Origin of the sequence: Vibrio sp. BS-M-Sm-2 (assembly GCF_041504345.1) — a bacterium.
In the GTDB taxonomy this organism is placed as follows: Bacteria; Pseudomonadota; Gammaproteobacteria; order Enterobacterales; family Vibrionaceae; genus Vibrio; species Vibrio satsumensis.
In genome coordinates this window covers 1682796-1708312 of sequence record NZ_CP167894.1, presented here as the reverse complement: position 1 = coordinate 1708312, position 25517 = coordinate 1682796, and the positions used below count along the sequence as shown (strand labels likewise).

The window sequence follows — 25517 nt, the reverse complement described above, 5'->3', positions numbered from 1 at the left end:
AGGTGCTTATTGGTATTCGCGTTGATGCGTCGTTCAAGATGGGGACGGGGCATGCATTCAGAATGCTCACACTTGCATGTAAGTTAGAGAGCAATGGACATCAAGTCGTTTTCATATGTCGAAAATTGGGAGGAAACTTAATTAATTTCATTGAAGAGAGTTTCAATGTTATTAGTTTACCTGAGCCAGAAGGAGAGGAGACTCACAACACTCATTGTGCTCATGGTAATTGGTTGGAAGTCCCTTATAAAACTGAGATTGCACAAGTACAAGATGTCGTATCTCATTATCTATCTGGTCTAACTCGAACAAAGTTGGACTGGTTGGTAATCGATCACTATGCGTTAGATGAACGCTTTCAGGTGGCTTTGAGGCCACTATCTTGCTGTATTCTTCAAATCGACGACTTGGCTGATAGAGTTCATGATGTAAACATGTTACTTGATCAGAATTATTACTCTTTAGGTAAAAATCGCTATGATGCTTACCTTCCCAGTTATACCAAGCGTCTTTGTGGCCCTAAATATGCGTTGCTGAGAGATGAGTTTCGTGAAAGCAGAAAGCATATTTCAAAATATACACAGCGTTTATCTAAGAGAAAAGTTGTGCTCTTTTTTGGGGGCATTGATTGGGCTAATGAAACATCCAAAGCGTTACGTGGATTATTGAGTGTCGATAGTGGTGATCATCTCGATGTGATTATTGGGATGAATAACCCTCACAAGCAACAGTTGGAGGCGTTGTGTGCTAAACACAAGGCTAGGGTGACCCTTCATGTTCAAGTGAAAAACATGATGGATTATTTTTCAGATGCCTACCTATATGTTGGAGCGGTCGGTGCTACAACGTGGGAAAGGTGCGTGCTTGCCCTTCCTGGTATCGTGTGCTCGGTCGCCGACAATCAAACTCAGCTTGCTAAAGATTTGCATGATATAGACGGCCATTGCTATTTGGGCTTGAACTCCGAGCTATCATCACAAGATTATGCGCTTGCATATCAGCGTTTTATTTCTCAAAAAGAACTTCTCTTGAATCAATCTTCCATTTGCGGTGAACTCGTTGATGGTAAAGGGTGTGAAAGAGTCGTTGAACACCTAGAAGAGATTTCAAAAAATGACAACATTTAGTCTCCGCCCTGCACAAGAAGGCGATAAGTGGGCAGTGTTAGAGTGGCGCAACCACGTTGATGTGCGTGCTGTGATGTTAACTGACCATATCATCTCTAAAACGGAACATTCTGCATGGTGGGATAAAACCATGCTAATGGACCAAAGACAGATTTTAATATTCTGTCGCGATGAGAAACCAGTCGGTGTAGTGACCATTTATTCATGGGAGCAAGATAGCGCGACAGCATGGTGGGGTTTTTACCTCAACAACAGTGCGCTTGAGCAAGCTGAAAAAACAGCCATTTGGCTTGAGCTTGAACAAGCTGTTATTCACTATGCGGGTAAAACACTGAAGGTTCATGAGTTGTATTGTGAATCACTAAGACAGAATCAGCTCGCGTGGAAATTACATCAAAAAAGTGGTTTTGTAGAATGCGAGGCTCCTGTAGATGCGACTGATACTGCAAAAAATGTCGTTTACATGAAATATGTTTACCCAGAAAACAAGCTCGATAAACGTCAGCGGTTGTACCTATTCGCATCCCATAATACCGATTTTTTGTCGGATACCTTAACGAAGCATATTAAGACATATACGCAGTTTCCTTATAAAATTGCGACAGTAGCATTTGGTCGATACCAGCTGGATCTTCTGGATTCTGAGAACACTGATATTAATGATGCATCTTCTTGCTATGCTTTTATCGAGCGAATTGAAGACTTCTTTTCTGATATCTATACCTTGCCAACAGAAGAATCCTTGTTACAAACAGAGCAACGCGTGTTGCAATATCTTGCATTCATCAAAAGTATTGCTCAGCGAGGAAATCGGGTTTTTGTTGCAGATTTTGCTATTCAGAAGGGCTTTCCTTTCTCGATTTCTGAACAATTATCAGATTCAAAAATTCAGAGGCTAATCCAGAAATGGAATAACACGCTTCATACGATGAAAACCGAGAACTTGGTTGAAGTTATTCCTTACTCTCAAATCATCAAGCGTGCTGGCCAAAGTTTCTCCAATAAATATTGGTATATGGCAAGAGCGCCGTTTACTATTCAATTTCTGGAAGCGTACAGTCAGGCATTAATCGGTACTATTTTTGCGGCAAATGCACTTTCTGCTCGAGTCTTGGTGCTTGATCTTGATAATACCTTGTGGAAAGGGATCATTGGTGACGATGGAAAAGACGGTATTAGCTTAGGGGGAGACTACCCAGGTAATATTTACAAAGACCTTCAGTCGCTCTTCCTCACATTAAAATCTAGAGGTATTTTGCTGACTATATGCAGTAAGAATACTGAAGAAGTGGCGCTAGATGCAATTGAAACCCATCCGGAGATGCGTCTTAGAGCGAAAGATTTTGTCAGCCATCGAATTAATTGGGAACCAAAATCCCAGAATATTCATGCATTAAGTAAAGAGTTAAACCTTGGTTTATCATCTTTTTGTTTCATCGATGATAATCCTGTAGAGCGTGCAGAAGTGCGTCGAAATGCACCAGACGTTTTTGTACCTGAGCTACCGGAAGATCCTGCTGAATGGTTCCAGTACCTTTGTAATCTTCCTGAGCTTTGTGTCGCGCAAGTGAGTGAATCTGATAAACGACGTTCTGAGCTCTACAAACAGAGAGTGGACATTCAGAATGCACAAACCGAATTTGTTGATCGAGCGTCATTTATTAAAAGTTTGGGAATGGAAATACGTGTAGAAGCATTGAATTCAGATAACTTCGATCGGACACATCAACTCTTTAATAAAACGAATCAATTCAACACAACAACAACACGCTATAGCAAAGAGCAATTGAGCGAATGGATGAGAGCCTCTGATTATCAAGTTCTCCATGTCCGCTCTAAAGACAAATACTCCAAAGAGTATGAGGGCGTCGCGGCATTGGTTATTGTGAAACAGGATGGTTATTGGGTCATTGATAACTTCGTGATGTCGTGCCGTGTTATGGGTAGGGATATTGAACATATCATACTGAGTAAACTGATTATTCTAGCGAGTGAGTCATCTCAGAATGCTGTGGTTGGTCGCTTTATTGCGAGCTCCAAAAATATGCCAGTTCGAGATCTCTACAAGAACAATCACTTTATTTCAGATGATAACGAACAATGGGTATTTGAGTTTGCTCAGCAGTCGTTGCCGTCAGAATCCAACTTAATGACTCTTAATTGGAAGGCGTAGGAGAAATTTATATGAATGCAATGTTTTCGGCTTTAGGTGTGCTTCATGTTGATCACTATGCTGTGACGACGAAAGACTTGATTACTACACTAAAGGATTACTTATCTATTCCCGGAGCTAAGTTGCTTCGAGGACCTGGAGAAAACCCAGCACAACAAGTGTACTATGCATTTGTGGAACTCAATGGTATGGGGGTTGTAGAGATACTTGCGCCACTAGATGACCATTCTCCAATTCTTGGACATCTAGGCTCTGGTGGTGGTGCTTACCATCTTTGTTATGCGGTGCACGACATTAATAAAGCTATTAAAGTTGCAGAGCAGGATTTTGGTGCAAAACTTGTGGTTGCTCCTCGTGCCGATGGTGCATTTGATGGTCGTAAAGTCGCTTTTCTTGTCCATCCAAATCATGGTTTGTTTGAGTTACTTGAAGCTTATCCTGTAGACTCCATACCAGCATCCCATCAATCTATTAAGCTTGAGGTTGTAGATTCGAAAAAAGATAAGCTTATGGAAATCTATCGTTCGGTCATTGATAGTAGTCGTGTTGATTACGATGGAACGGATATGGCAAGTTGCCCTGAATGGGACTCTTTTAAACATTTGTTGTTAATAATGGAAATCGAAAAGCAATTCGAAACGTCGATACCAGCATCTGATATGTCCACGTTGGATTCACTAAAGAAAATTGAAAGTTACCTGACAAATAAGTAGGAAATAATGAAGATAGCAAATAGAGATATTGGTAAGGGACATAGACCTTACATCATAGCGGAGATGTCAGGTAACCATAATGGTGATATCACTCGCGCAATTGAATTGATTAAAGCAGCGAAAGAAGCAGGTGCCGATGCTGTTAAATTGCAGACTTACACGGCCGATACCATCACAATTAATCACGATAGTGAAGAATTTATGATCCGCGGTGGCCTATGGGATGGCTCAAAATTGTATGACCTGTACGAGCAGGCACACACACCTTGGGATTGGCATAAGACATTGTTTGATGAGGCTGAAAAGCTTGGTATCACCATCTTTAGTTCTCCATTTGACCATACAGCTGTCGACTTCCTAGAAAGTTTGAACGCACCAGCATATAAAATCGCGTCATTTGAGTTGATCGACTTACCATTGATTCGAAAAGTGGCGGCAACCGGTAAGCCGATGATCATGTCGACGGGGAACGCGAATTTGGCAGAAATTGAAGAAGCGGTTGCGGCGGCAAAAGCGGCAGGCGCTACAGATATCGTACTTCTTCATTGTACAAGTGGTTATCCAACCCCTGCATCACAGGCGAACATCTCAACTATGGCGGTAATGCTTGATGCATTTGGTGTAGAAGTGGGCCTTTCAGATCACACTATGGACATTGGTGTATCGGTAGCAGCAGTTGCACTGGGCGCATGCGTGATTGAAAAACACTTTACACTTGCGCGTGCTGACGGTGGCCCTGATTCGGCTTTCTCGCTTGAAAAAGAAGAGCTAAAGTCACTAGTAACAAATTGTACTATGGCTTTTGAATCAATAGGAGCTCCAAATTTTGTAAGTACAGAAGCTGAGTTACAGACTAAATGTCATCGCCGTTCACTTTATGTTGTTAAAGATATTAAGCAAGGTGAAGTGTTTACTGAAGAACATGTTCGTTCAATCCGTCCAGGCAATGGCATATTGCCAAAATACCTTGATGATGTAATTGGCTCAAAAGCGACATGCGATATTAAGTTTGGAACACCTTTAGACTTCAAGCATTATTAAGTATAAAGTGCCTAGAAGAAATTAAAGGTTTCTTCTAGGCGTTCTTTTAATAGGTGTGGATTCTTCTTCCAAGAAATGATCTGCTCATCAAAATTCCCCATTTCTTCATCTCTGAACAGTCTACGCCTTTCACAAAACTGTTCAAACCCTAGTCCCGCTGTTGAGTTAATAGAAGCAACAATCACCTTATTAGGACTATTAAGAAGCTCTAATTCCAATGGGTGTTTGACTGAAAGAAATTTATCTTCATCAAAATAAGGAAGGTAATCCTTTATGTCTTCACTAGGATGAAGCTTTATAAAGTAAGGTTTCCCTTCACTCTCCATATGTCTTGCTATACATTGATGAATATAGAAAAAGTAACCTTCATCTTTAAGCATATTAGCAAGAGTTGATGATAGTGGTTGAGTAGCAATAATAACGATATTGCTTTGAACATTGACTAATTTTGGAGTGAATTTAAAAACAGTGTTGATTGATGGTAAACCTTCTGATTTTCCAAGAAATTCAATAGCTTTTCCTTTTTCTTTCACTGAATTCGGTAACTTTTCAGGCCACACTACATTGATAGTAGTGCAACGCGTGCTTTCACCCATAACCCAAGTGTTAAGGCCTTTAAAATTTATAGGGTTTAAGTATTTACTGATTCCCTTCTTTGGTATCTCATAATAATTCCCAACCCCATCCTCTATAACTTCATATTTTTTTATTAACAACTTAAAAATGCGAGCCACTTTGTTTTTGTCATTGAAAACAAACAAGGATAAATTATTAAAATCGCTTGGTTTCAATATATCTAAATTTATTAGTTGATTAGATGCTAATTTTATTATTTTTTTGTTTGGCTGTATATTTCTCATGGATAGGAATAGTGTTAATTTTCCAAGCCAAGATTTTTTTAATTTATAAATTAATTCCTTGCGACTGATTAATATTATTTCTATATTTTCATTTTTAATTTTTTTATTTATCTTGTCCTTATCAACCCCTTGGTAATCATAGAAAAACAAAATAGTAGAATGTTCATTTGGCTGATAACAAGCTTTTGATATCGAAAATAAAAAGTGTCTTAGTGTTGAGCAAACGTAAAGGTTCATTGGTGACCCCTATTGTTTTTTATCTTTTTAATTAAAAACATAGTGGTAAATAAGTAAAGAAAGTACGTGCCTGGATGCGAGATAGGCACATAACTTAACCCTGCTACAAAAATAAATATTGGCATGATTAATAATAGCGGGGAGTAATTGGATTTAAAATTCTTAATTCCATAAGCAAATGGAACAAACAAAACGCTTATATATAATATAAGGCCAATGAAACCATATTTCACAGTCCTATCTACAATGCTATTATGAAAGTTCTTATTATCAAACCGAGCTAGGGACTTTTTAACTTTACCTTCTTTATACATTTCTTGAATGATTTCTAGGTGTTTGGTTTGTCCTAAACCTAGCCATGATTTATCGTTTTTTATAATATCGTAGCCAACTAACCATAGCTGTACTCTTATACCCCATGATGAGTCTAAGTTGCCTTTTGTCAGGAGTTCTATTTCTTTTGTTGATGTGTCAATTCTGCCTTTGATAATAGGGTAGTTTAATGCTGTCACAGTAGCAAACAAGGCAAGGCTCATGAGGGTAACTTTCCAGTTCCTTTTCTTCATAAATATAAGAAAAATGATAGTTATATATACTGTAATTAGAGCGAGCCATGTACCTCTTGTATCGACTAGTATTACATTAATAGTAAGAAGAATAAAACTTACAACTGATAGCAATGATAGTAATTTACTCTTACTAATATATCCAAGATAAAGGGCTATTATCGATAGTAAGCCGGTGTAGTTTGAATAAGGGATTGCATTTAAGGGGAGCTTCATCCGGCTTAAGTTTTTTATCTCGATGATATTTATAGTTTGGTAAGTTATGTATATAGAACTCAATGTGATTATAAATATCAGAGACTTGTAACGAATTTTTTTGGGATTGATATTGCTGAGTATAAAGCTGTACTAATAAGAACCCTTATCTCAGAAGAGCTATATCCGCTATGGTAATACTTTAATGATGCATAAATAGCACATATAAAAATAATTCCAATCATATGGTTATATTTAAAATCAATGCTATCATCACTATCGAAAAGGCAGCAGACTAATTTTGTGACTAAAGATATTATTATCAACGTGACTAAAATCTTATCACCGTTGTTAATAATGAAAAGACCACTAACAGCCCAATAAATTGGAAGTAAGTGTATAATTTGCATTAATTTTCGAAACATATTATTTATAAGGATTGATATTATTTTCCGGACGAGTCTTAAGTAACCTTAAGATCCACATATATTGCTCAGGATTTTTGCTCACGTAGTCTTCAATACATTGATTCATCATGCGAGCATCTTGCTCTTCGCTTCCTGTTGGGAATGGCAAAGCAGGGTAGAAATCCAGAGTGTATTGACCAGTGTTACTATCGTATTGAGCAAACAGAGGGACGATTTTAGCTTTACTTAATTTTGATAGGCGACCAAGGCCTGAGATAGTTGCTTTTTGAGTCGCGAAAAAGTCAACGAAGACACTGTGTTCACGGCCAAGATCTTCATCAGGGAGATAGTAGCCAAGGTACCCATCACGCACTGACTTGATGAAAGGCTTGATACCACCACTGCGATCATATACACGACCGCCGTATTGCACGCGCTGTCGGTGCATTAGCCAGTCACTGAGTTTGTTTTTTTGTGCTTTCGCCATCGCAGACACAGGTAAATTGCGTGATGCCAATAATACCGCTGGGATATCAATAGCCCATGTGTGTGGCACCAGTAAGATCACATTCTCGCCACTGTTTGTAATATCGGTTAGGTTGCTCAGGCCGTTTATCGAAGTGTTATTCTCTAGCCAAGTTTTACTCTTGAGTGTCAGAGAAGCAAATCCCATCAAAAATGAGATCGAAGTAACGTATGACTGATAAAGAGTTTCTTCGCGCTCTTTGACTGATTGCTCGGGAAAGCACATCTCAAGGTTTACGCGAGCTCGACGGTTAGCTTTATTCTTGATTTTTACAGCTTGCTTAGCCATAAACTTAGCGAGTGCTAAACGAATGCTATTAGGTAAGAAGCAGACTAAAGACGATAACAGAACAGCAATCCAAGTGCCCCAGTATTTAGGTGCTAGAAATCCCCATTCAAACTCAGGATTGTAAGCTTTTGGATCAAAATCATTACGTTGTGTGGTCATTCGTTCACTACATTATTTAAATCAGAGGGTTAACTTTGTATCGGTCACTCGGGGGAGTGATTATGTTTACTAGATTGTCCAATAATGCACCCTCAAAAGCAGGATGCACTATTAGTCTTAATCTGAAATATAAAGCTTACAGCTATGCGTTGACGAGCTTCATGTACTCAGCGACACCATCTGCTACTGTTCTAAACTCGATATCGCAACCTGTATTGCGAAGTTTAGTTAAGTCAGCTTGAGTGAATTCTTGGTAAGCACCTTTCAGATGCTCAGGGAAAGGAATCGTTTCGATTTCACCTTTACCGTGGTGCTTGATTACTGCTTTTGCGACTTCTTCAAAAGACTCTGCGTTACCTGTACCTAGGTTGAAGATACCTGAGATACCATTCTCTAAGAACCATAAGTTTACTGCCGCGACATCACCTACATACACAAAATCACGTTTGAAGGTTTCGCTACCTGCGAACAACTTAGGGTTTTCGCCGGCGTTCATTTGGTTGTTTAGATGGAATGCTACTGAGGCCATGCTGCCTTTGTGTTGCTCGCGTGGGCCATAAACATTGAAGTAACGGAAGCCAACGATTTGTGAAAGCGTTTCGTTATGCGCTACGGCATCTGCAGTTAGGCGACGAACGTAGTTATCAAACTGCTGTTTCGAGTAGCCGTAGACATTCAATGCACCTTCGTATTCTCGCTCTTCAATGAAAGTATCAGTTTCACCGTACGTTGCAGCGGAAGAGGCATATAGGAACGGAATTTCACGCTCAACACAGTAATGAAGTAGCTCTTTTGAGTACTCATAGTTGTTAAGCATCATGTACTTGCCATCCCACTCAGTGGTCGCAGAGCACGCTCCTTCATGGAAAACCGCTTCAATATGGCCGAAGTCATCACCAGCCATGACTTGAGTTAGAAAGTCATCACGATCCATGTAATCAGTGATGTCTAGGTCTACAAGGTTCTTAAATTTCTTACCATCTTTTAAGTTGTCGACGACTAGTATATCGTTGTGGCCCGCTTCATTGAGCGCCTTTACAATATTGCTGCCGATCATGCCAGCACCACCCGTTACGATAATCATAATTTTCTAACTCTTTTGAATACAAAACTGTCTCGAGTATAGCAAGGAATAGATAAGGCGGGCTAGTGGAATAATTCTCCAAGCAGAGTATGATATGGCCAGTTTAACTATGAATTAATTTGAGTAAATAACTCAAACCAATAGGTATTAATATGAAAATTGCAGTAGCTGGGACAGGCTATGTTGGTTTATCAAATGCGATGTTATTGGCACAAAACCATGAAGTCGTAGCTGTCGATATTATTGAAGAAAAAGTTGCAATGCTTAATAAGAAACAATCCCCGATTGTTGATAGTGAGATTGAACACTTTTTATCGAGTAAGAAGCTTAACTTTAGAGCCACAACAGACAAGGCTGCATATAAAGATGCCGAGTTCGTTATCATCGCAACCCCTACGGATTATGATCCTAAAAGTAACTATTTCAACACTTCCTCTGTTGAGTCTGTTATTAAGGATGTTATGAACATAAATCCTGATGCGGTAATGGTGATTAAATCAACGGTTCCTGTAGGTTACACCGCGCAGATAAGAGAAGAGCTAGGTTGCGAAAACCTTATGTTCTCACCTGAGTTTTTACGCGAAGGCAAAGCTCTGTACGATAACCTACACCCATCACGAATTATCGTTGGTGAGTGTTCTGAACGCGCTGAAGTGTTCGCTAATCTTCTTGTTGAAGGCGCAGAAAAAGAGAATATCGACGTATTATTTACTAACTCCACGGAAGCGGAAGCGGTAAAGCTATTCTCAAATACCTACCTAGCGATGCGTGTTTCTTATTTCAATGAACTTGACTCTTACGCAGAAGCTCACGGTTTGGATTCTCGCCAGATTATTGAAGGTGTTGGTTTAGACCCTCGAATTGGCAATCACTACAACAACCCTTCATTTGGTTACGGTGGTTACTGCTTACCGAAAGACACCAAGCAGCTATTAGCTAACTATCAAGATGTACCAAACAACATTATTGGTGCCATCGTTGATGCTAACCGTACCCGAAAAGATTTTATTGCGGATTCAATTATCAAGCGATCTCCTAAGGTTGTTGGCATCTATCGATTGATAATGAAAGCCGGCTCGGACAACTTCCGTGCTTCTTCGATTCAAGGCATCATGAAGCGTTTGAAAGCTAAAGGTATTGAAGTGGTTGTATTCGAACCTGTGTTAGAGGAAGAGCATTTCTTTAACTCGAAGGTTTATTCTGACCTAGAAGAGTTCAAAGCCGTATCAGATGTAATTGTATCTAACAGAATGGTAGAAGAGATCGCAGACGTTGCAGATAAGGTTTACACACGAGACCTGTTTGGCAGTGATTGATTACAGTAGCGATTAATTTGGCTCTATTTTAGCTACTGCTAATTAGACCAGATGTTAACAGCTCGATCTATCCGTTTAGTGGCGATATACTGACCCCCTAAACGGATAGGGATACTAATAACTAATGAAAACACGTGACAAGATTGTTTACGCTGCTCTAGAGCTTTTTAATGAGCACGGCGAGCGCAGTATTACGACCAATCATATTGCTGAACATATCGAGATTAGCCCTGGTAACCTCTACTATCACTTCCGTAACAAACAAGAAATTGTCCGTGATATCTTTACTCTCTATTCAACAGAGTTGCTTGAAAGGTTCACGCCGATTCAAGGCCAACAAGAAAGCCTGACGCTACTAAAGACCTACTTAGATTCTATCTTCACACTGATGTGGAAGTACCGATTCTTCTATGCGAATCTGCCTGAAATATTGTCACGTGATGAAAAACTCCACCTTGATTACATGGCCGTGCAAGAAAGATTGCAAACCAACCTTGTCGATATCATGAGGGCCTTTGTAGAGTTGAACTTGCTTAAAGCGACAGACTCAGAGATGAAGTCGATGGTAACGTCGCTGCACTTGATCGCATCGGGCTGGTTAGCTTATCAGTCTGCGATGTCTCCAAAAGCTCAAATTACTGAGCAAGTCGTTCATCAAGGAATGCTGCAGATGATAGCGACCGTTAAACCAATTGCGACCGCGCAAGGTTTTGAACAGCTGACATTGTTGGAAGATGGTGTAAGGGCGTTGAACTCTAAATAGAAAGATGCGAGTAACCGAGATACGAAGATCGGGAAAGCGCAGATTCGAGTAACGGGATACGAGTAAACGAAAAGCAGGGTAGAGCGACGGCGAGGCCAGCGTTTTAATGTCACGTTTTACTCATACCTTGTATCGGCTTTTAAGCTCTTCGCATCTCGTTCACCCGCATCCCGTATCTGTTCTTATGCTCTTCGTATCTCGTTTACTCGCATCCCGTATCTACTCTTACCTAACTAACCAACTCTTCGGATTTTGAGCTTGGCTGTTTCTACGGATTTCAAAATACAGTGATGGGCGAGTTTGGCCGCCAGTGTCACCAGCAAGGGCGATGGCTTCACCCGCTTTAACCTTGTCACCTTCTTTCTTTAAAAGCGCTTGGTTAAAGCCATAGAGCGTCATATCACCTTTACCGTGGTCAAGTAGTACAACTAAACCATAACCACGCAGATACTCGGCAAATACCACCGTACCTGAGTAAACAGATTTTACCTGCTGACCGTACTTGGCGTTGATCACCATGCCTTTCCAGTTAATTTGACCCGTTTGGCGTGAACCATAGTTATGTAGCACCTTATCTTTGATCGGCCAAGGTAGCTTACCTTTGCGTTTTGCTAGGCCATCCATCGGGACTGCATTACGTCGTTCTCGAGCTGCTTTTTCTGCTTTCGCAATTTCGGCTTTCAGGCGAGTTTCATTGCGCTGAAGTTCAGCTAAGTAATTTTTGTCGCCAGAAATATTCTTCTTGATACTACCAACGGTTTTCTTACGTTGCGTTTGAGTCTGAGACAACTTGTCACGCTTGGTGGTTTGCTGTTTTAACAATGTTGCTATCTGTTCTTGCTCGAGTTGGCGTTGCTTGTGACTTTCTTCTAACTCAAGCTGTGTCTGTTCAATCGTTTTGATTGTTGCAGATCGCGCTTTGGCAAGGTGTTGGTAATAGTGACTGATACGATCTTCTTCCACACCTGTGTTGAGGATGTGGGAAGAAGCTTTAGCTCGACTTGTCATATAGTAAGTCTGAATCAGTTGCTCTAACTTATCGGTATGGACCTTTTTCTGAGCCGTAAGCGTTTTAATCTTGGCATCTAAGTTAGCAATATTTGCATTAGCTGTATTGAGTTGCGCTTTACTATCGACGATTGCTTTTTCAAGCGAAGCGATGGATAGCTCTTGTTTCTTGAGGCTTGCTTGTAGGCTATCGAGTTTTTTCTGTTGTGAGGACAGGTTTTTTTGTTGGCGAGATATTTCACTCGATACACCTTTCAGCTCCCCCTGAGAGGCGGCAAATGAGGATGTAGATAAAAGAGCAACACAAAGGCTGGTAGATATCAGAAGTGTCCGGCTAATGGCTCGAATTTGTTTCATCATTATCGTCATTTTGCTCTTATTCATTATCAACAGTTGTTTTTAAATCTTTTCGCATCTGCTCTTAATTTTTCGAATTTCGCTGAATCGAATCCACATCTGCTTTTAAGCTCTTCGCATCTCGATACTCGTATCCCGTTACTGCTGTTTTATATCCCATCACCATGGATGAAGTTCTGAGAGCGACCATTGAACCCTTGGTCCATGTCTAAAGATGGCTTGTCTGTTTTCGGTTTTCCGACAATTTTTGCAGGAACCCCAGCGACTGTTGTATGAGGTGGTACGGCTTGTAGAACCACAGAGCAAGAACCAATCTTTGCACCTTCCCCCACTTCAATGTTGCCGAGTATTTTAGCGCCGGCACCAATCATTACGCCTTCACGGATTTTAGGGTGACGATCGCCACCTTCTTTACCCGTACCACCAAGGGTCACGTCTTGAAGGATAGATACATCATTTTCAACGACAGCGGTTTCACCAATCACAATTCCTGTCGCGTGGTCGAGCATGATCGCTTTACCGATACGAGCCGCCGGGTGAATATCAACTTGGCAAGCAACCGAAATTTGGTTCTGTAGGTAAGTGGCAAGCGCAATACGACCTTGCTTCCACAACCAGTTAGCCACTCGGTAACCTTGAAGGGCGTGGTAGCCTTTCAGATAAAGCAGAGGCATCGAGTACATCTCGACCGCAGGATCTCGATTTACCGTCGCGCAAATATCACAAGCGGCAGCATCAATAATCGATTGGTCCTGCTTGAATGCTTGTTCAACCACTTCACGCACTGCCATTGCTGGCATTGAAGCCGTCTTTAGCTTGTTTGCTAGAATGTAGCTAAGAGCTGCGCCTAAACTTTCATGGTTAATGATCGTGGCATGGTAAAAACTCGCAAGCATAGGTTCTTGCTCCGACTGCTGTCGAGCTTCCTTCACAATGCATTGCCAAACTTTTTGTTGTTCACAGTGTTTCATTTTACCATCCATTATTTTTAAGGGGCAGATGCGAGATACGAAGAGCTATAAGAGCAGATGCGAGTAACCGAGATTCGAGATACGAAGAACGAGATGTAAAGAACAGATTAGAGTCGTGAGATACTAGTAATGAAAAGCATTGTCATCGAACGTTTGAAGGCGCTCTTCATCTTTTCGCATCTCGATTACCCGAATCTCGAATCTGCCTTTACTCTTTTCGCATCTCGATTACTCGAATCTCTCTACCGCTTTTCTATCTTTCTGACTTCTTGTCTCGTGCAAGTAGATCTTGTGCTGCTAAGTGTGCATCTTTCCCTTGATACAACACTTGATAAATTTGTTCAACAATTGGCATCTCAACGCCCATGCGTTCTGATAATAACCAAACTTCTTTGGTGTTGCGATAACCTTCGACAACTTGGCCAATTTCTTCTTGAGCCGTGTCGACGTCTTTACCTGAGCCTAGCGCCAAACCAAAACGGCGATTTCGCGATTGGTTATCGGTACATGTTAGTACTAGGTCGCCCAGTCCAGCCATTCCCATGAAGGTTTCTGGTTGCGCGCCAAGAGCTGCGCCCAAGCGACTCATCTCGGCTAAACCGCGAGTGATAAGCGCGGTACGTGCATTAGCACCAAAGCCAATACCATCCGACATGCCAGCGCCAATTGCGATGACATTTTTAACGGCGCCGCCAAGCTGCATACCAATGAAATCTGAGTTTGCGTACACGCGGAATGTTTTACCGCAGTGGATTTTTTCTTGAAGCTCTTCTAGGAAAACTTCATCTGGTGAAGCTACAGAGATAGCCGTTGGCATGCCCATCGCTAACTCTTTGGCGAAGGTTGGGCCTGATAAAACAGCTAACGAGTACCCATCACCAAGCACATCGTGTGCGACATCTTTGAGTAGGCGGCCAGTTTCTGGCTCTAACCCTTTCGTTGCCCAGCAGATACGAGAGTTCGTAGTTAAGTGAGGTTTAAGGCTATTTAAAACGATACCAAACACGTGGCTAGGAACAACGACAAGAAGGTCGCGACTTGCTGTTACCGCTTTCTCAAGGTCTGACTCGATGATTAGGCTTTCTGGGAAGTCGATATTGGGCAGAAACTCATTATTCGCACGCTCTGATTCAAGGCGATTCATATGAACAGGATCATGCCCCCAAAGAACAACATTTGCACCGTTACGCGCTAGAGATATCGCTAAAGAGGTTCCGTAAGAACCTGCGCCAATGACAGTCATGGCGATATCTTTGCCGTAAGCGCTGTCTTTACCGTAAGCGTCTGTCGTGTTAGTCGGGCGAGTTGTTTCTGTCATGCTTCCACCTAAAAATAATGAGGAAAATCGAAGAGTTCTGGAAAAGCTATCCACTAAAGTAAGAAGAGCTTTCAATCTTAGTACAGTGTAAAGAAAAAATGCACATCGCAGAAGTTACGATGTGCATTTAAAAGCTAACTAGCGCTTGAAACGTTAGAGTTAAGTTCTACTTTGAGACTTAAGCCTGTTCGCCTTCAGCTTGTTGAGCTTGGTTCTGTAGGTAGTTCATGAACAAAGCATCGAAGTTTACTGGAGCTAGGTTCAGTTGTGGGAACGTACCTTTAACCACTAGGCTCGAAATTGTTTCACGAGCGTATGGGAACAGGATGTTCGGGCAGAATGCGCCTAGGCAATGAGCCAGTTGACCAGCTTCCATTTCGCTTGCAGAGAAGATACCACCTTGTTGAACTTCACAAAGGAATGCAGTGTCTTCTGCGTTCTTAACTGTAACCGTTAGACGTAGGATTACTTCGTAAACGCCTTCGCCAAGTTCACGGCTTTGAGTGTCTAGGTCCAGTTTTACATCTGGGTTCCACTCTTTTTGGAACATGTCTGGAGAGTTTGGCGCTTCGAAAGATACGTCTTTTAGGAAGATACGTTGGATTGCGAAGTTTTGTTGTGCGTCTTGTTGTGCTGCTTCAGCCATTTTCTTGTCCTTAAAAATTTATAATTAGGTTTTGTTCGTCATATCAGCCAAACAAAACCTTAAAGTCATATTCGTGTAATCAGGTCAGCTTACTTTTTGCTTTGAACTACTTCTTACCTTTAACCAAAGGTAAGTTAGCTTCGCTCCAAGCCACTAAGCCGCTTTTCAGTACGCTTACGTTTTCGAAACCTGCTTTAACCAGCAGATTAGCGCTTTCTTGAGCCGTTTGACCTGTCTTGCATACTACGATGATTGGGTCTGCTTTGCGGCTTTCAAGGCTTCCAAAGCTATTTGCTTTGATGTCTGACGGCAAAATGTGAACTGCGTCCGTAATATGGCCCTTTTTGAACTCATCCTTAGTACGAATATCAACCACAACACCATTTTCACGGTTAATCATGTGTGTGGTTTGCGCTGCAGTGATCTCTTTATAGGCTGCGTTTGATGTCTTGATAACGTTCGCAATGATGGCAACAACTAAGCCGATCCATACGATGGCTAAAATCATATTCTCTTGAACAAATGGAACTAACTCTTGCATATCTTGAACTCTTATTCGTTATTGGGCAAAAAATTATAGGGTAGGAGTATAGCTAGAAAGAGTAGGAGAATACAGAGGAAGAACGTTGTTGTGAGGACATCGGCCGTAGCTCGAGGAAAAGCATTATAGTGACAAATGTAAGGAAAAATATTGCTAGTGGAATTAGCTTGTAACTGTTGGTACGTCTTAACGTAAAGTGTACAGTACTTTACGAGTAAAAGTTGGATAAGCCTCACTCTATTTGGTATGATTTTTCACTTTTAGTAAACGCTGAGTTCAACCATAGAGTTCGTATACCCTTATAAGTTTTTGCCTTTAGGAGCCAAACCTAAGGGCGGTAGCTTATCTAAATTTGAGTACACATACGTTTGGATATGGGTATCTAGCAGCTTATGAGAGTATGCGCTAATTGATATTAACTTCACTCTCATTTTGAAAATAATGTTGGAACTGTGAATGGATTGGCTTTTATTATCGCGTATGTCCGAGTTTATACGCTCTTGAAATTATGGAAAGTAGAGTTTGGGCTTATAAGGTGTTGTTTCCATGACGGTATTGCTGGTGACAGTGGTTTCAAGGAGTAGGGAGAGTCGCGGAATCTTTGGTGAAGACAATTATGATAGGTGATGATAATCCATTGTCTGTTTACGAATGGAAACAGCTTGGTGGATTAATGACCACTGAAAATAAGAAAATTAGTTGATAATATCAAATTACATTAATCGGATTAATATTGAATGAAAAATTTGCTCAAGAAAATTTATGCACTTGTGATTTTGAAAAGAGTAATGAGAACGGTTCTCGAGTGTTGTTATAACTTTATGTATGATTGCGTCTCTTATATGAAGCATTCCGCATCTGTTTTTCAGGAAAACGATAAAATTAAGCTAGAAGGGCGAATCTGCGTTCTTTACCATGCCATTGAAAAAGGTATGTCCCTGAAAAAGAGCCAAGATGGATTTGGTAAGGAAAAAGTTAAGAAACTGATCGAGTTGTGTAATAAATACAAAGAGCTAGGAGGTGAAGAAGAGTTACTTGTGACGTGTAGAAATGTTTTACGCGGTTATTGTGCACATCAGGAACAATATTTGGATAGTAGCTTCCTAGAAGAGCTAAAAAACTCAAAATTGTATGCTTTGGAATCAACAGTACTTAGTGACGGTGGTGTTGAGGCTTTTACACCCAACGAGTTCGACTTTTCTAAATATAAAAATTTCGTCCTAGCGAGAAAAAGTATTCGGAACTTCAGTCAAGATGATGTTGCATTTGAAGACCTAAAGGATGCCATTGATGTTGCTAGGTATACGCCATCTGTATGTAACAGACAACCTTGGATGTCATATATTTATACCAATGAGAGTGAAATAGAACAAGCTCTATCATATCAAAACGGTAACCGAGGATTTGGTGAGCAGGTGAAAGGTTTGATCTTAGTTACCGGAGAGAAGAAGAAATTTTGGCATGCTATCGAAAGAAATGAAGTTTATGTCGATGGTGGTATGTTCTCAATGTCTATTGTCTATGCGCTCCACGCTAAAAACCTATCTTCTTGTTGTTTAAATCTAAATATGACAGCGCGAAAAGAAGCTGAACTTAAGAAGTCTCTTAATATACCAACTTCTGAAGCTTTGATTATGATGATTGCTGTAGGTAAAGCTGAAAGCAATGCAAATACAGCTGTTTCAAGTCGATTTAGTACAGAAAAATTTATAGGTAATTTATAATGAAAATCGGTATTCTTACTTACCATGATACGTTCAATGCGGGTGCTTTTCTTCAAACATACGCCACATACAAATACTTACTAGATCAAGGGTATGAAGTTGAAGTCATAGATTATTGCCCTATGTCCGGCTTTATTAAAGAGCGGAAGACGAAAATTAAGACTAAGCAACCTCTATTAGGCCTAAAGTCGTTACTGACAAAACGTTCATTTTTAAATAAACACCTAGCGCTTTCGAAACAACGAGTTATTAGTAACGATTTTGATAAATCAAAGGGCATCCTTGAAGGATACGATGCGGTTTTGGTTGGTGCTGATACAGTATTTGAAGTCAAGCAGCAAAGCGTAGCATTTGCCCCTCAGATTCCTAATATTTATTATTTTCCTGAATCGTTGAAGTGTCGCAAAGTTGCTTTTGCTGCATCTGCAGATGCCTCTGATTTCAGTTTGTTGAACCCAAGCCAAAAAGATTACATTACAAGCTCACTCAACGACTTTCACGCACTATCTATTCGAGATACATTTACTTTATCAGAGCTTGAATCAATCGCACCTAACGATTTTAAACTTGTTTTCGATCCAACGTTTATGATCGACTTTCCGAGCACAGGCATTGATAAAAAACTTAATATCGAAGGTGGCTTTGCTGTACTAAACATCCCAAACCAACAGTTAAGTAAGTTGTTTTCTGATGTGTTTCGAGCAAGAGGTTGGAAGGTGGTCTCTCCAACAAGAAACAAATACGCTGACATCAATTTAAATGGCCGAGTCAACCCGTTTGAATGGGCGGAGCTATACAAATATGCAAAGTTCACCGCTACAGATCGATTCCACGGAACTATTTTTAGTTTGAAAGGAGGCTGCCCTGTTGTTTCAGTAGACAGCTTGTCACTTTATGAAAACCAGCTCAGCAAAAAAGCAGACATGCTACAACGAATGAACTTAGAACATTTGTTGCTCGATTTTAAAAAAGCATCTAACACCTCTACTGTAGAGTTGAATATAATTATAGATCAGATTATCGACAACTGGGACTATGAAGAAATAAGTACGCAACTAAACTATGCTGGCACTATTTCTAAAGATTTTCTATCTGAAGCTTTATCTTAACGTTGATATATAATGTTTAATTTAAACAGCACAATTATGAAGTTTGCCAAAAATGCATCATGGTTAATTTTTGGTAAGCTTTATCGAGTAGTTCTAGTTACTTTTACTACTATATATCTTTCTCGATATTTAGGCCCTGAAGAGTTTGGTTTATTAAACTACTCTCTTTCGTTAGCTATCTTATTTTCATTTATTATTGGTCTTGGCTTAGAGTCGCTAATAGTTAATGAAGTTCATAAAGACGAAAAAAAATCGGGAGAAATACTATCGTCAGCCATTGCTTTAAGGTTAATCGGTTGGATCGTTTTTGTTGGCGTAATAAGTGGTGTCTGCTTTTTTCTAAGACCTGGTGATGTAGAGTTTTTCAAGTTGATGATCGTATTATCTATCGGATACTTATTTAAAACGTTCGAAGTTTTCAGGTTTTTCTTTGAGTCTAAGGCTTTAGGTAGATTAATATCCTTAGCAGAAATTGCTGCTATATCAATAAGCTGCTTTATGAAGTTCTATTTCATTTACCTTGGTTTAAGTGTGGAGTGGTTTTTCTATATAGCAGTGTTAGATATTGTGTTTCTGTCAATATTTTTATCGTTGTTATATGCCAATCATAGGCGCGTTCTAGATAGTGATTCTTATGCCTTAACTCCAACGATAAAGAAAATGAAAAAGCTTATTTCTCTTTCATGGCCATTAATTTTTGCAAGCGGTTTATATTTAATTTATTCAAAAATAGATCAGGTTATGCTGGGAGAACTTGCAGGAATGCGTGCCGTTGGAGTTTACGCGGCAGCTGTTAAGTTGAGTGAGGGAAGTGGTTTTATTTTTACCACGCTTGCTGTGGCATTATTTCCCTTAATGTTGAAAGAAAAAAACGTCAGCGACGAGCGGTTTTTATTGCAAACTAAAAAGCTTCTTTCGTTATTAGTGGTTTTGTCCGTATCTCTAGCTTCTATCGTATCTTATAGCTCAACATTCATATCAGATTTAATATTTGGTGACCAATATAAAGGTGTGGATACAGTCCTAATGTTACATGTATGGGGAGCAGTATTTATAGCTATTAATGCAATTAGTTCTAAGTACTTAGTAACAGAGGGACTTCAAAAACACTCAATATATAAAAATGTTATCGGTATTTTTTGTAATGTTGGTCTGAATTTCCTACTTATTCCAAAGTATGGAGCAAGTGGAGCGGCTTTTGCTACAGTAGTTTCTCATATCTTATCAACTTATATATATTTTGGTCTGAGAAAGGAAACTAAGCGTCTGTTTTATATTCAGAGCTATGCAATATTTTTTGCATGGCTACCAAGTTTATTAAGAAGAGTTGTAAAAAATAGAACTTAGTTATTACATTGACTGACTTTAAGGCGTTAATTTGAAAAGAATAGGGTTATATTTAGTATCGTTTTCTGGTGGCGGAGCCGAACGAGAAATGATCTATTTAGCAAATGAACTTGCTAGGAAAGGCTATTTGGTCGATTTGATAGTGCATCGTGACTCTGGTCCTCTAGAGTCACTTGTCTCCGGTGCTGTCAATAAATTAATCATAGACAAAACATATGGGCATGATGTTCTGTATTTAGCAAGATATATGAGGAAAAATAAACCTCAGTTTATGCTGAGCACATTACATATGCCCAATTGGACCTTAGCTATTGCCAAGTTACTATCATTTACTAAAACAAAAATTTCATGGCGTATTGTCATTAGTCTTTCTGAGTCTAAAAAAGATGGTAAAGGTATCGTCTCAAAGTTACTAAATTTGTGTTATCCGATATTGTCGAGGAATGTGGATAACATAACTTGCGTATCTAAGGGCGTGGCTGAAGACCTCATTACTAACTTTAGCGTTAATAGAAAGAAAGTTAATGTAATGTATAATCCAGCTTATACAGGTGAAATACATGACTTAGCAAAAGAAAAAGTCGAGCACCCATGGTTTGAAGAGCAGTACAAAACAGTTACCTCTCTTGGGCGTCTATCTTCTCAAAAAGATTTTCGAACACTAATTAGTGCATTTCAAATTGTCAATCAACAAGTTCCAGAAGCACGACTTCTTATTTTGGGCGAAGGGGACTTAAGAAGCGAACTACAGATACATATCGACACTTTAAAACTGTCCAATGTAGTTGAGCTCCATGGTTTTGAACTCAACCCGTATAAATACCTCGCAAAATCAAACATGTTTGTACTTTCATCTATCTATGAAGGGTTCGGTAATGTGATCGTAGAGGCCTTAGCTCTTAATATTCCAGTGGTAAGCACCGATTGTCCCTCTGGACCTTCTGAGATTCTTAACGATGGAGAGTGGGGCGAACTCGTAGCAATTAGAGATATAGATGCGCTTTCTGATGCTATCTTGCGAACATTTGAGAAAGAATACCAGAGAGATACTTTGGCACGGGCAAAAGAATTTAGTGTTGAAAGTGTGGCTAATAACTATATTGATTTGATGCAGTAGCAATCAATAAGGACAACTAATGTTTAAATATTACGACTGCTTAGGTTCCAGATCTTATTACCGAGGAACAGCAGAAACCCAAGTGTTTTCTTCGTTTGCTGATTGTATAAAATCCAAAGGAAACTCAGTTCGTCAAATTGATGATATGGCAGTTCTTAGTATTTTGATGAAAAACTATAGCGTAGGCGATAGGACTTTAATCAAAGGAATCGAGCGTACATCATGGATGTCTCGTCAAATGAATGATGGTTCTTGGTCGGATGCTGATCTACCAAAGCATGGTCGAGCGGTAGTCAGCTCATCCGAGGCATGCAAAACCCTTCACCACAACTTACGACTGGAAGTATTAAATTTTGTTTCAGACAAAAATAGCGTAGGGATTCTTTTAAGTGGTGGGATGGACAGTCGTATTGTAGCGGGAATTGTCCGAGAGCTACAACAGTCTGGGGAGTATACTGGACAAGTTGTTGCGTTAACTTGGGGAATCTGTGAAAGCCGTGATGTTGTTTATGCTAAACGGATTGCTGATGAGTTTGGTTGGGGGTTTGAGCATTTTGAACTTAATGCTGATGTACTTAAGCGAAATATTGAGCTAACGGCAGAAAGAGGCGCAGAGTATTCACCTGTTCATTTACATGCAATGGAGCAGGTCTCAAAAGCAAAAGGTGTCGATGGTATTCTTGCTGGAAGTTACGGGGATAGTATAGGCCGTGGAGAATATTCTGGCAGACGAACAAATAAACTTCCTGGAATCTTAGATAAGCATCTAAACCATTTCGCATTTATGTCTATTGGTGCCGAGAAAAGAGCGCTAACTACAATGAAGCAGGTGTTGGCTCATTCGCGAGCTCGTTTTCCTGGTAGAGACGAAATGGCCTATCGAGAAATTGACATGCAAATGCATTACATGCGTAGACAGCTTAATGCTTGTATGGAGGTTATAGACGACAAAATCCCTCTTTATCAGATGTTTGGTTCTCCGGACACATTTGGTTATATGTGGTCCCTTTCTTCTGATAGTCGTAGCGATGATGTCTACGAGGATCTGTTAAAATCTCTACCAAGTGTCCTTAAAGAGATACCTTGGGCTCGAACTGGTAAAAAATATAATACTGAGGCTGCTCCGGTAGAAGATAGCCATACAGCACTAAATAATCGCTATGGTATGTGGCTTAGAGCAGATTTGCGAGCATATGTTACCGAATTAATTTCAACTGGTGCGCTTCAAAGTATCGGAGTTTTTAATCCAACGGCTTTGAAGTTTTGGGTCGAGCACTGGGCAAAAGGCGATGATCCCAAGGCAGATCGTCTAGATGAGAAAATGGCGTGGTTAGCTTCTTTGTCTTTGTTAATTGAAAAATATAATATTCAACCTAGCAATGATAAAGCAGTAAATTCATCTTTATTCGATTCTCTTAACCTTACTAAAGCAATAGTACATACCAAACTGTATCATGAAGCACTTAAATGGAAGCGTAAATAATTAATTGCCGGATAGCTAATTTCCGGCTTATTTAGATAATTCTATAGTTATAGAACAGGTGGGTAAGGTGATATTGTATTCTCGAATTGTCGGTTTGTTAGTTGGGCTCTGTTTAGTCGTAGTGCTCCTAACATATCGTTCATTTGAAACTAATTTTGTGTTCTATCTTAGTTGGTTGTCTGGTCTTTTTATAGTATTCCTATTTGTCAATACAACCGTAATTAAAGTTAAGATTGATAGAGTGACGGCATTGGTTTTAGCTATTGTTTTAGCATGGCTTTTTATTGGGCTTCTTTTCTTTCCCTTTGCTTATGATAAGACAGAACATTTTAAAATACTTGCAATAACTACTTTTTATATGGTTACTGCAACTTTTTTTTCAGAGTTATTAATTAAGAGCAAGGTAAACTTTGCAAAATATACATTTTTTATGGTGAATGTATGGGCAATAGTTAATTTAATTCTTCTGGTTCTATTTTTTGTAGGTATTTACATACCAGAAAAACATCAGTTTTCTGGTGTATTTCATGATAGAAATGTTTTTTCGATAACGACACTTCTGGTAGTTGGATTTGCTGTCAGTCATTCTGAAAGTATTATAAGCGGATTCTCGCGTGTATTACTTTATATAAGTGTTATAGCGTGTTTCTTTATGATTCTTATATCAAAGTCTATTACAGGTAGTTTAGGCTTACTCATATTGATGTTTCTCTATAGTCAACGTCTTACTTTAGCGAAGCGTATTTTGGCTTTTAGTCTGCTCATTTTGGCTTTTGTTGTTGTTATTGCAACTGATAATCCTCTAAGTGCGAGAATCTCTAGATTTGTTATTGCTATCATGGGAGATACTGATTCTCTAAATACAAATGAAAGTGCTTATTTGAGAGTTTATTTGATTAAGAGTGGCTTTGAGTTGATTGCGCAACACCCCTGGGTCGGTGTAGGGTTAAATAATGCTAAAGAGTTTGTTGTGTGGCCTGATCGAGGGTATGGTAGCTTTTTGCATAATACATACTTAGACGTATTTACTAGCGGAGGTTTTCCGTTGTTTTTAGTGTACTATGGGCCTATATTTTATTGCTTATTCTCTTTAATTTCATTAAGAAAAAAGTTTTGATGATTTTGGATGAGCGATATTACAGTTTATGGAAATTAGCCTTTGTTAGTTTGAGCTTGAAGCTAATATGTGATCTCACATGGACAACTTACTTTGAGTATTTTATGGTTTTCACAGTAATATTTAGTATGTATGTCACCTTTTATATTAAGCGAGCGTTGCGAATGAAAATGAAGTATCGAGCGTTTGTATGATTCTGTTTCGTTATTTTTGTTGAGCTGATTGAATATGGAAAAAATAAAATTATTATATGTAGTAAGCACGTTAGTACGCTGTGGCCCAACGAATCAGTTACTAAACATTATCAGGAACCTCGATCCTGGAGTTTTCCAACCTACGGTTATCACACTATCTCCAGAGCCGAGTGATAGTCTTAAGTATAAATATGATGAGTTAGGGATTGATATTCAGTCACTAGACATGTCAAGAGTTCAAGGCTTGTTCAAGTCGAAAGAGCTCTTACACCAGAGAATAAAAAAATAGCACCTTCAGTCATTCATACTCAAGGTATCAGAGCTGACTCTTTGCTCTCAAAGCTAAAACTACAAACGCCTTGGGTAATGACTTCTCGTAACTATCCCTTTGATGACTACCCAATGAAGTTTGGATTATTAAAAGGTAAATTAATGGCCTATTCGCACATTGCAGCGATGAGAAGATGCAATAACGTAGTAGCTTGTTCAAAAACTATCGCGAGTGTGCTTACTAAGCATAATATAGTTGCAACTCCGATTCAGAACGGTGTGCATAATGAACCTGTTATCAGTATGGCTGATAGTGGTGAATTACCAAGGTATGAAGCTCCTGTATTTATAAGTGTTGGTAGTTTGATCGCGCGTAAGAATATGGAGCTATTGATTGAGGCGTTTAATCGATACTCGAAAGATCATAAAGGTAGTCTCCTGATACTAGGTGGTGGTCCTGAACAATCAGCTTTAGAGGAACAGGTGGAATCAGAGCATATCCACATTTTGGGATCGGTTAATAATGTGAGAGACTACCTGTTGGTCTCCGACTATTTCTTGTCTGCGTCTCTTTCTGAGGGATTACCTAACACCGTTCTTGAGGGGCTTGCTTCTGGGCTTCCTGCATTGCTTTCTAACATTCCTTCTCATGAAGAGATTGAATCAGAGTCTTCTAAGTGTTCTAACATATTTGCACTCGAAAAAGGTGCCGACGAATTACTTGAAAAGATGATTTTAGTTAATCGTATCTTTGATGAAAATGCCTCAGATGCTGCTTTAAAACTTGCACAAACAGTGCTTTCTGCCGAGGCTATGTCAAATAAATACCAGGTTTTATACCAAAGCCTTCTGAAATAATT

Annotated in this window: 22 protein-coding genes; 13 read left to right on the top strand and 9 right to left on the bottom strand. The window is 39.6% G+C overall.

All coding sequences use genetic code 11. The annotated features are described in order from the left end of the window. Positions 1-2: 2 nt before the first annotated feature. Genes pseG through pseI form a run of 4 tightly spaced genes read left to right on the top strand, consistent with a single transcriptional unit; the run spans position 3 to position 5054 of the window. Entirely contained in the window at positions 3-1127 is a 1125-nt protein-coding gene (gene pseG, locus AB8613_RS07665) for a UDP-2,4-diacetamido-2,4,6-trideoxy-beta-L-altropyranose hydrolase (protein WP_372384762.1), read from the top strand. Then, positions 1114-3300 carry a UDP-4-amino-4,6-dideoxy-N-acetyl-beta-L-altrosamine N-acetyltransferase gene (gene pseH / locus AB8613_RS07660; protein ID WP_372384761.1) on the top strand — a complete coding sequence of 729 codons (2187 nt, stop codon included), beginning with the start codon at positions 1114-1116 and terminating at the stop codon, positions 3298-3300. Before pseG ends, pseH begins: the two co-directional genes overlap by 14 nt. A gap of 11 nt (positions 3301-3311) precedes the next feature. Then, positions 3312-4013: a VOC family protein gene (locus tag AB8613_RS07655; RefSeq protein ID WP_372384760.1), complete on the top strand. Its 702-nt coding sequence runs from the start codon at positions 3312-3314 to the stop codon at positions 4011-4013. Between the two features lie 6 nt (positions 4014-4019). Beyond that, positions 4020-5054 carry a pseudaminic acid synthase gene (gene pseI, locus AB8613_RS07650; protein ID WP_372384759.1) on the top strand — a complete coding sequence of 345 codons (1035 nt, stop codon included), beginning with the start codon at positions 4020-4022 and terminating at the stop codon, positions 5052-5054. A gap of 11 nt (positions 5055-5065) precedes the next feature. Here pseI and AB8613_RS07645 read toward each other — a convergent pair whose 3' ends face one another. The 4 genes from AB8613_RS07645 to rfaD all read right to left on the bottom strand — a co-directional run bounded on the left by AB8613_RS07645 (position 5066) and on the right by rfaD (position 9376). Then, positions 5066-6151: a hypothetical protein gene (locus AB8613_RS07645; protein ID WP_372384758.1), complete on the bottom strand. Its 1086-nt coding sequence runs from the start codon at positions 6149-6151 to the stop codon at positions 5066-5068. Further along, positions 6148-6933, bottom strand: a complete 786-nt coding sequence (locus tag AB8613_RS07640; protein WP_372384757.1) for an O-antigen ligase family protein — start codon at positions 6931-6933, stop codon at positions 6148-6150. The genes AB8613_RS07645 and AB8613_RS07640 overlap by 4 nt, the downstream gene beginning before the upstream one ends. A gap of 405 nt (positions 6934-7338) precedes the next feature. Then, entirely contained in the window at positions 7339-8292 is a 954-nt protein-coding gene (lpxM, locus tag AB8613_RS07635) for a lauroyl-Kdo(2)-lipid IV(A) myristoyltransferase (protein ID WP_372384756.1), read from the bottom strand. A gap of 142 nt (positions 8293-8434) precedes the next feature. Further along, on the bottom strand, positions 8435-9376 hold the full coding sequence (rfaD, locus tag AB8613_RS07630; protein ID WP_372384755.1) for an ADP-glyceromanno-heptose 6-epimerase: 942 nt from the start codon (positions 9374-9376) through the stop codon (positions 8435-8437). A 152-nt stretch (positions 9377-9528) separates the two neighbouring features. Between rfaD and AB8613_RS07625 the strand changes: the two genes are divergently transcribed. Together AB8613_RS07625 and AB8613_RS07620 are read left to right on the top strand one after the other, a co-directional pair. Then, complete coding sequence (locus tag AB8613_RS07625; RefSeq protein ID WP_372384754.1) at positions 9529-10692, top strand: nucleotide sugar dehydrogenase; 1164 nt, start codon at positions 9529-9531, stop codon at positions 10690-10692. Between the two features lie 124 nt (positions 10693-10816). Beyond that, positions 10817-11455 (top strand): TetR/AcrR family transcriptional regulator, encoded by a 639-nt coding sequence (locus AB8613_RS07620; protein WP_065675998.1) that lies wholly within the window; start codon positions 10817-10819, stop codon positions 11453-11455. 225 nt (positions 11456-11680) lie between these two features. Here the strand turns inward: AB8613_RS07620 and AB8613_RS07615 are convergent, their stop codons facing one another. The 5 genes from AB8613_RS07615 to AB8613_RS07595 all read right to left on the bottom strand — a co-directional run bounded on the left by AB8613_RS07615 (position 11681) and on the right by AB8613_RS07595 (position 16296). Next, on the bottom strand, positions 11681-12832 hold the full coding sequence (locus tag AB8613_RS07615; RefSeq protein WP_372384753.1) for a murein hydrolase activator EnvC: 1152 nt from the start codon (positions 12830-12832) through the stop codon (positions 11681-11683). Between the two features lie 137 nt (positions 12833-12969). Continuing rightward, positions 12970-13791: a serine O-acetyltransferase gene (gene cysE / locus AB8613_RS07610; protein WP_009847961.1), complete on the bottom strand. Its 822-nt coding sequence runs from the start codon at positions 13789-13791 to the stop codon at positions 12970-12972. Between the two features lie 253 nt (positions 13792-14044). Continuing rightward, positions 14045-15109 carry an NAD(P)H-dependent glycerol-3-phosphate dehydrogenase gene (gene gpsA / locus AB8613_RS07605; protein WP_372384752.1) on the bottom strand — a complete coding sequence of 355 codons (1065 nt, stop codon included), beginning with the start codon at positions 15107-15109 and terminating at the stop codon, positions 14045-14047. A 178-nt stretch (positions 15110-15287) separates the two neighbouring features. Next, positions 15288-15755 (bottom strand): protein-export chaperone SecB, encoded by a 468-nt coding sequence (gene secB / locus AB8613_RS07600; RefSeq protein ID WP_009847959.1) that lies wholly within the window; start codon positions 15753-15755, stop codon positions 15288-15290. A 106-nt stretch (positions 15756-15861) separates the two neighbouring features. Next, entirely contained in the window at positions 15862-16296 is a 435-nt protein-coding gene (locus tag AB8613_RS07595; protein WP_048612491.1) for a rhodanese-like domain-containing protein, read from the bottom strand. A 737-nt stretch (positions 16297-17033) separates the two neighbouring features. Here AB8613_RS07595 and AB8613_RS07590 point away from each other — a divergent pair. The 7 genes from AB8613_RS07590 to AB8613_RS07560 all read left to right on the top strand — a co-directional run bounded on the left by AB8613_RS07590 (position 17034) and on the right by AB8613_RS07560 (position 25515). Then, positions 17034-18020 (top strand): nitroreductase family protein, encoded by a 987-nt coding sequence (locus AB8613_RS07590; RefSeq protein ID WP_372384751.1) that lies wholly within the window; start codon positions 17034-17036, stop codon positions 18018-18020. Next, on the top strand, positions 18020-19129 hold the full coding sequence (locus AB8613_RS07585; protein WP_372384750.1) for a polysaccharide pyruvyl transferase family protein: 1110 nt from the start codon (positions 18020-18022) through the stop codon (positions 19127-19129). The genes AB8613_RS07590 and AB8613_RS07585 overlap by 1 nt, the downstream gene beginning before the upstream one ends. Before the next feature lie 36 nt (positions 19130-19165). Continuing rightward, entirely contained in the window at positions 19166-20476 is a 1311-nt protein-coding gene (locus AB8613_RS07580) for a flippase (protein ID WP_372384749.1), read from the top strand. A 31-nt stretch (positions 20477-20507) separates the two neighbouring features. After that, on the top strand, positions 20508-21593 hold the full coding sequence (locus AB8613_RS07575; protein ID WP_372384748.1) for a glycosyltransferase: 1086 nt from the start codon (positions 20508-20510) through the stop codon (positions 21591-21593). Positions 21594-21612: 19 nt separating this feature from the next. Then, the gene (locus AB8613_RS07570) at positions 21613-23076 is read left to right on the top strand and encodes an asparagine synthase-related protein (protein WP_372384747.1); all 1464 of its coding nucleotides are present in this window, start codon (positions 21613-21615) and stop codon (positions 23074-23076) included. A gap of 241 nt (positions 23077-23317) precedes the next feature. Beyond that, positions 23318-24193: an O-antigen ligase family protein gene (locus AB8613_RS07565; RefSeq protein ID WP_372384746.1), complete on the top strand. Its 876-nt coding sequence runs from the start codon at positions 23318-23320 to the stop codon at positions 24191-24193. 560 nt (positions 24194-24753) lie between these two features. After that, positions 24754-25515 (top strand): glycosyltransferase, encoded by a 762-nt coding sequence (locus AB8613_RS07560; protein ID WP_372384745.1) that lies wholly within the window; start codon positions 24754-24756, stop codon positions 25513-25515. Positions 25516-25517: the final 2 nt, after the last annotated feature.

Coding starts and splice junctions, on each gene's coding strand:
- pseH (WP_372384761.1), top strand. CDS start 1,114: ATGACAACATTTAGTCTCCGCCCTGCACAAGAAGGCGATAAGTGGGCA.
- AB8613_RS07655 (WP_372384760.1), top strand. CDS start 3,312: ATGAATGCAATGTTTTCGGCTTTAGGTGTGCTTCATGTTGATCACTAT.
- pseI (WP_372384759.1), top strand. CDS start 4,020: ATGAAGATAGCAAATAGAGATATTGGTAAGGGACATAGACCTTACATC.
- AB8613_RS07645 (WP_372384758.1), bottom strand. CDS start 6,151: ATGAACCTTTACGTTTGCTCAACACTAAGACACTTTTTATTTTCGATA.
- AB8613_RS07640 (WP_372384757.1), bottom strand. CDS start 6,933: ATGAAGCTCCCCTTAAATGCAATCCCTTATTCAAACTACACCGGCTTA.
- lpxM (WP_372384756.1), bottom strand. CDS start 8,292: ATGACCACACAACGTAATGATTTTGATCCAAAAGCTTACAATCCTGAG.
- rfaD (WP_372384755.1), bottom strand. CDS start 9,376: ATGATTATCGTAACGGGTGGTGCTGGCATGATCGGCAGCAATATTGTA.
- AB8613_RS07625 (WP_372384754.1), top strand. CDS start 9,529: ATGAAAATTGCAGTAGCTGGGACAGGCTATGTTGGTTTATCAAATGCG.
- AB8613_RS07620 (WP_065675998.1), top strand. CDS start 10,817: ATGAAAACACGTGACAAGATTGTTTACGCTGCTCTAGAGCTTTTTAAT.
- AB8613_RS07615 (WP_372384753.1), bottom strand. CDS start 12,832: ATGACGATAATGATGAAACAAATTCGAGCCATTAGCCGGACACTTCTG.
- cysE (WP_009847961.1), bottom strand. CDS start 13,791: ATGAAACACTGTGAACAACAAAAAGTTTGGCAATGCATTGTGAAGGAA.
- gpsA (WP_372384752.1), bottom strand. CDS start 15,109: ATGACAGAAACAACTCGCCCGACTAACACGACAGACGCTTACGGTAAA.
- secB (WP_009847959.1), bottom strand. CDS start 15,755: ATGGCTGAAGCAGCACAACAAGACGCACAACAAAACTTCGCAATCCAA.
- AB8613_RS07595 (WP_048612491.1), bottom strand. CDS start 16,296: ATGCAAGAGTTAGTTCCATTTGTTCAAGAGAATATGATTTTAGCCATC.
- AB8613_RS07590 (WP_372384751.1), top strand. CDS start 17,034: ATGAAAAATTTGCTCAAGAAAATTTATGCACTTGTGATTTTGAAAAGA.
- AB8613_RS07585 (WP_372384750.1), top strand. CDS start 18,020: ATGAAAATCGGTATTCTTACTTACCATGATACGTTCAATGCGGGTGCT.
- AB8613_RS07580 (WP_372384749.1), top strand. CDS start 19,166: ATGAAGTTTGCCAAAAATGCATCATGGTTAATTTTTGGTAAGCTTTAT.
- AB8613_RS07570 (WP_372384747.1), top strand. CDS start 21,613: ATGTTTAAATATTACGACTGCTTAGGTTCCAGATCTTATTACCGAGGA.
- AB8613_RS07560 (WP_372384745.1), top strand. CDS start 24,754: ATGACTTCTCGTAACTATCCCTTTGATGACTACCCAATGAAGTTTGGA.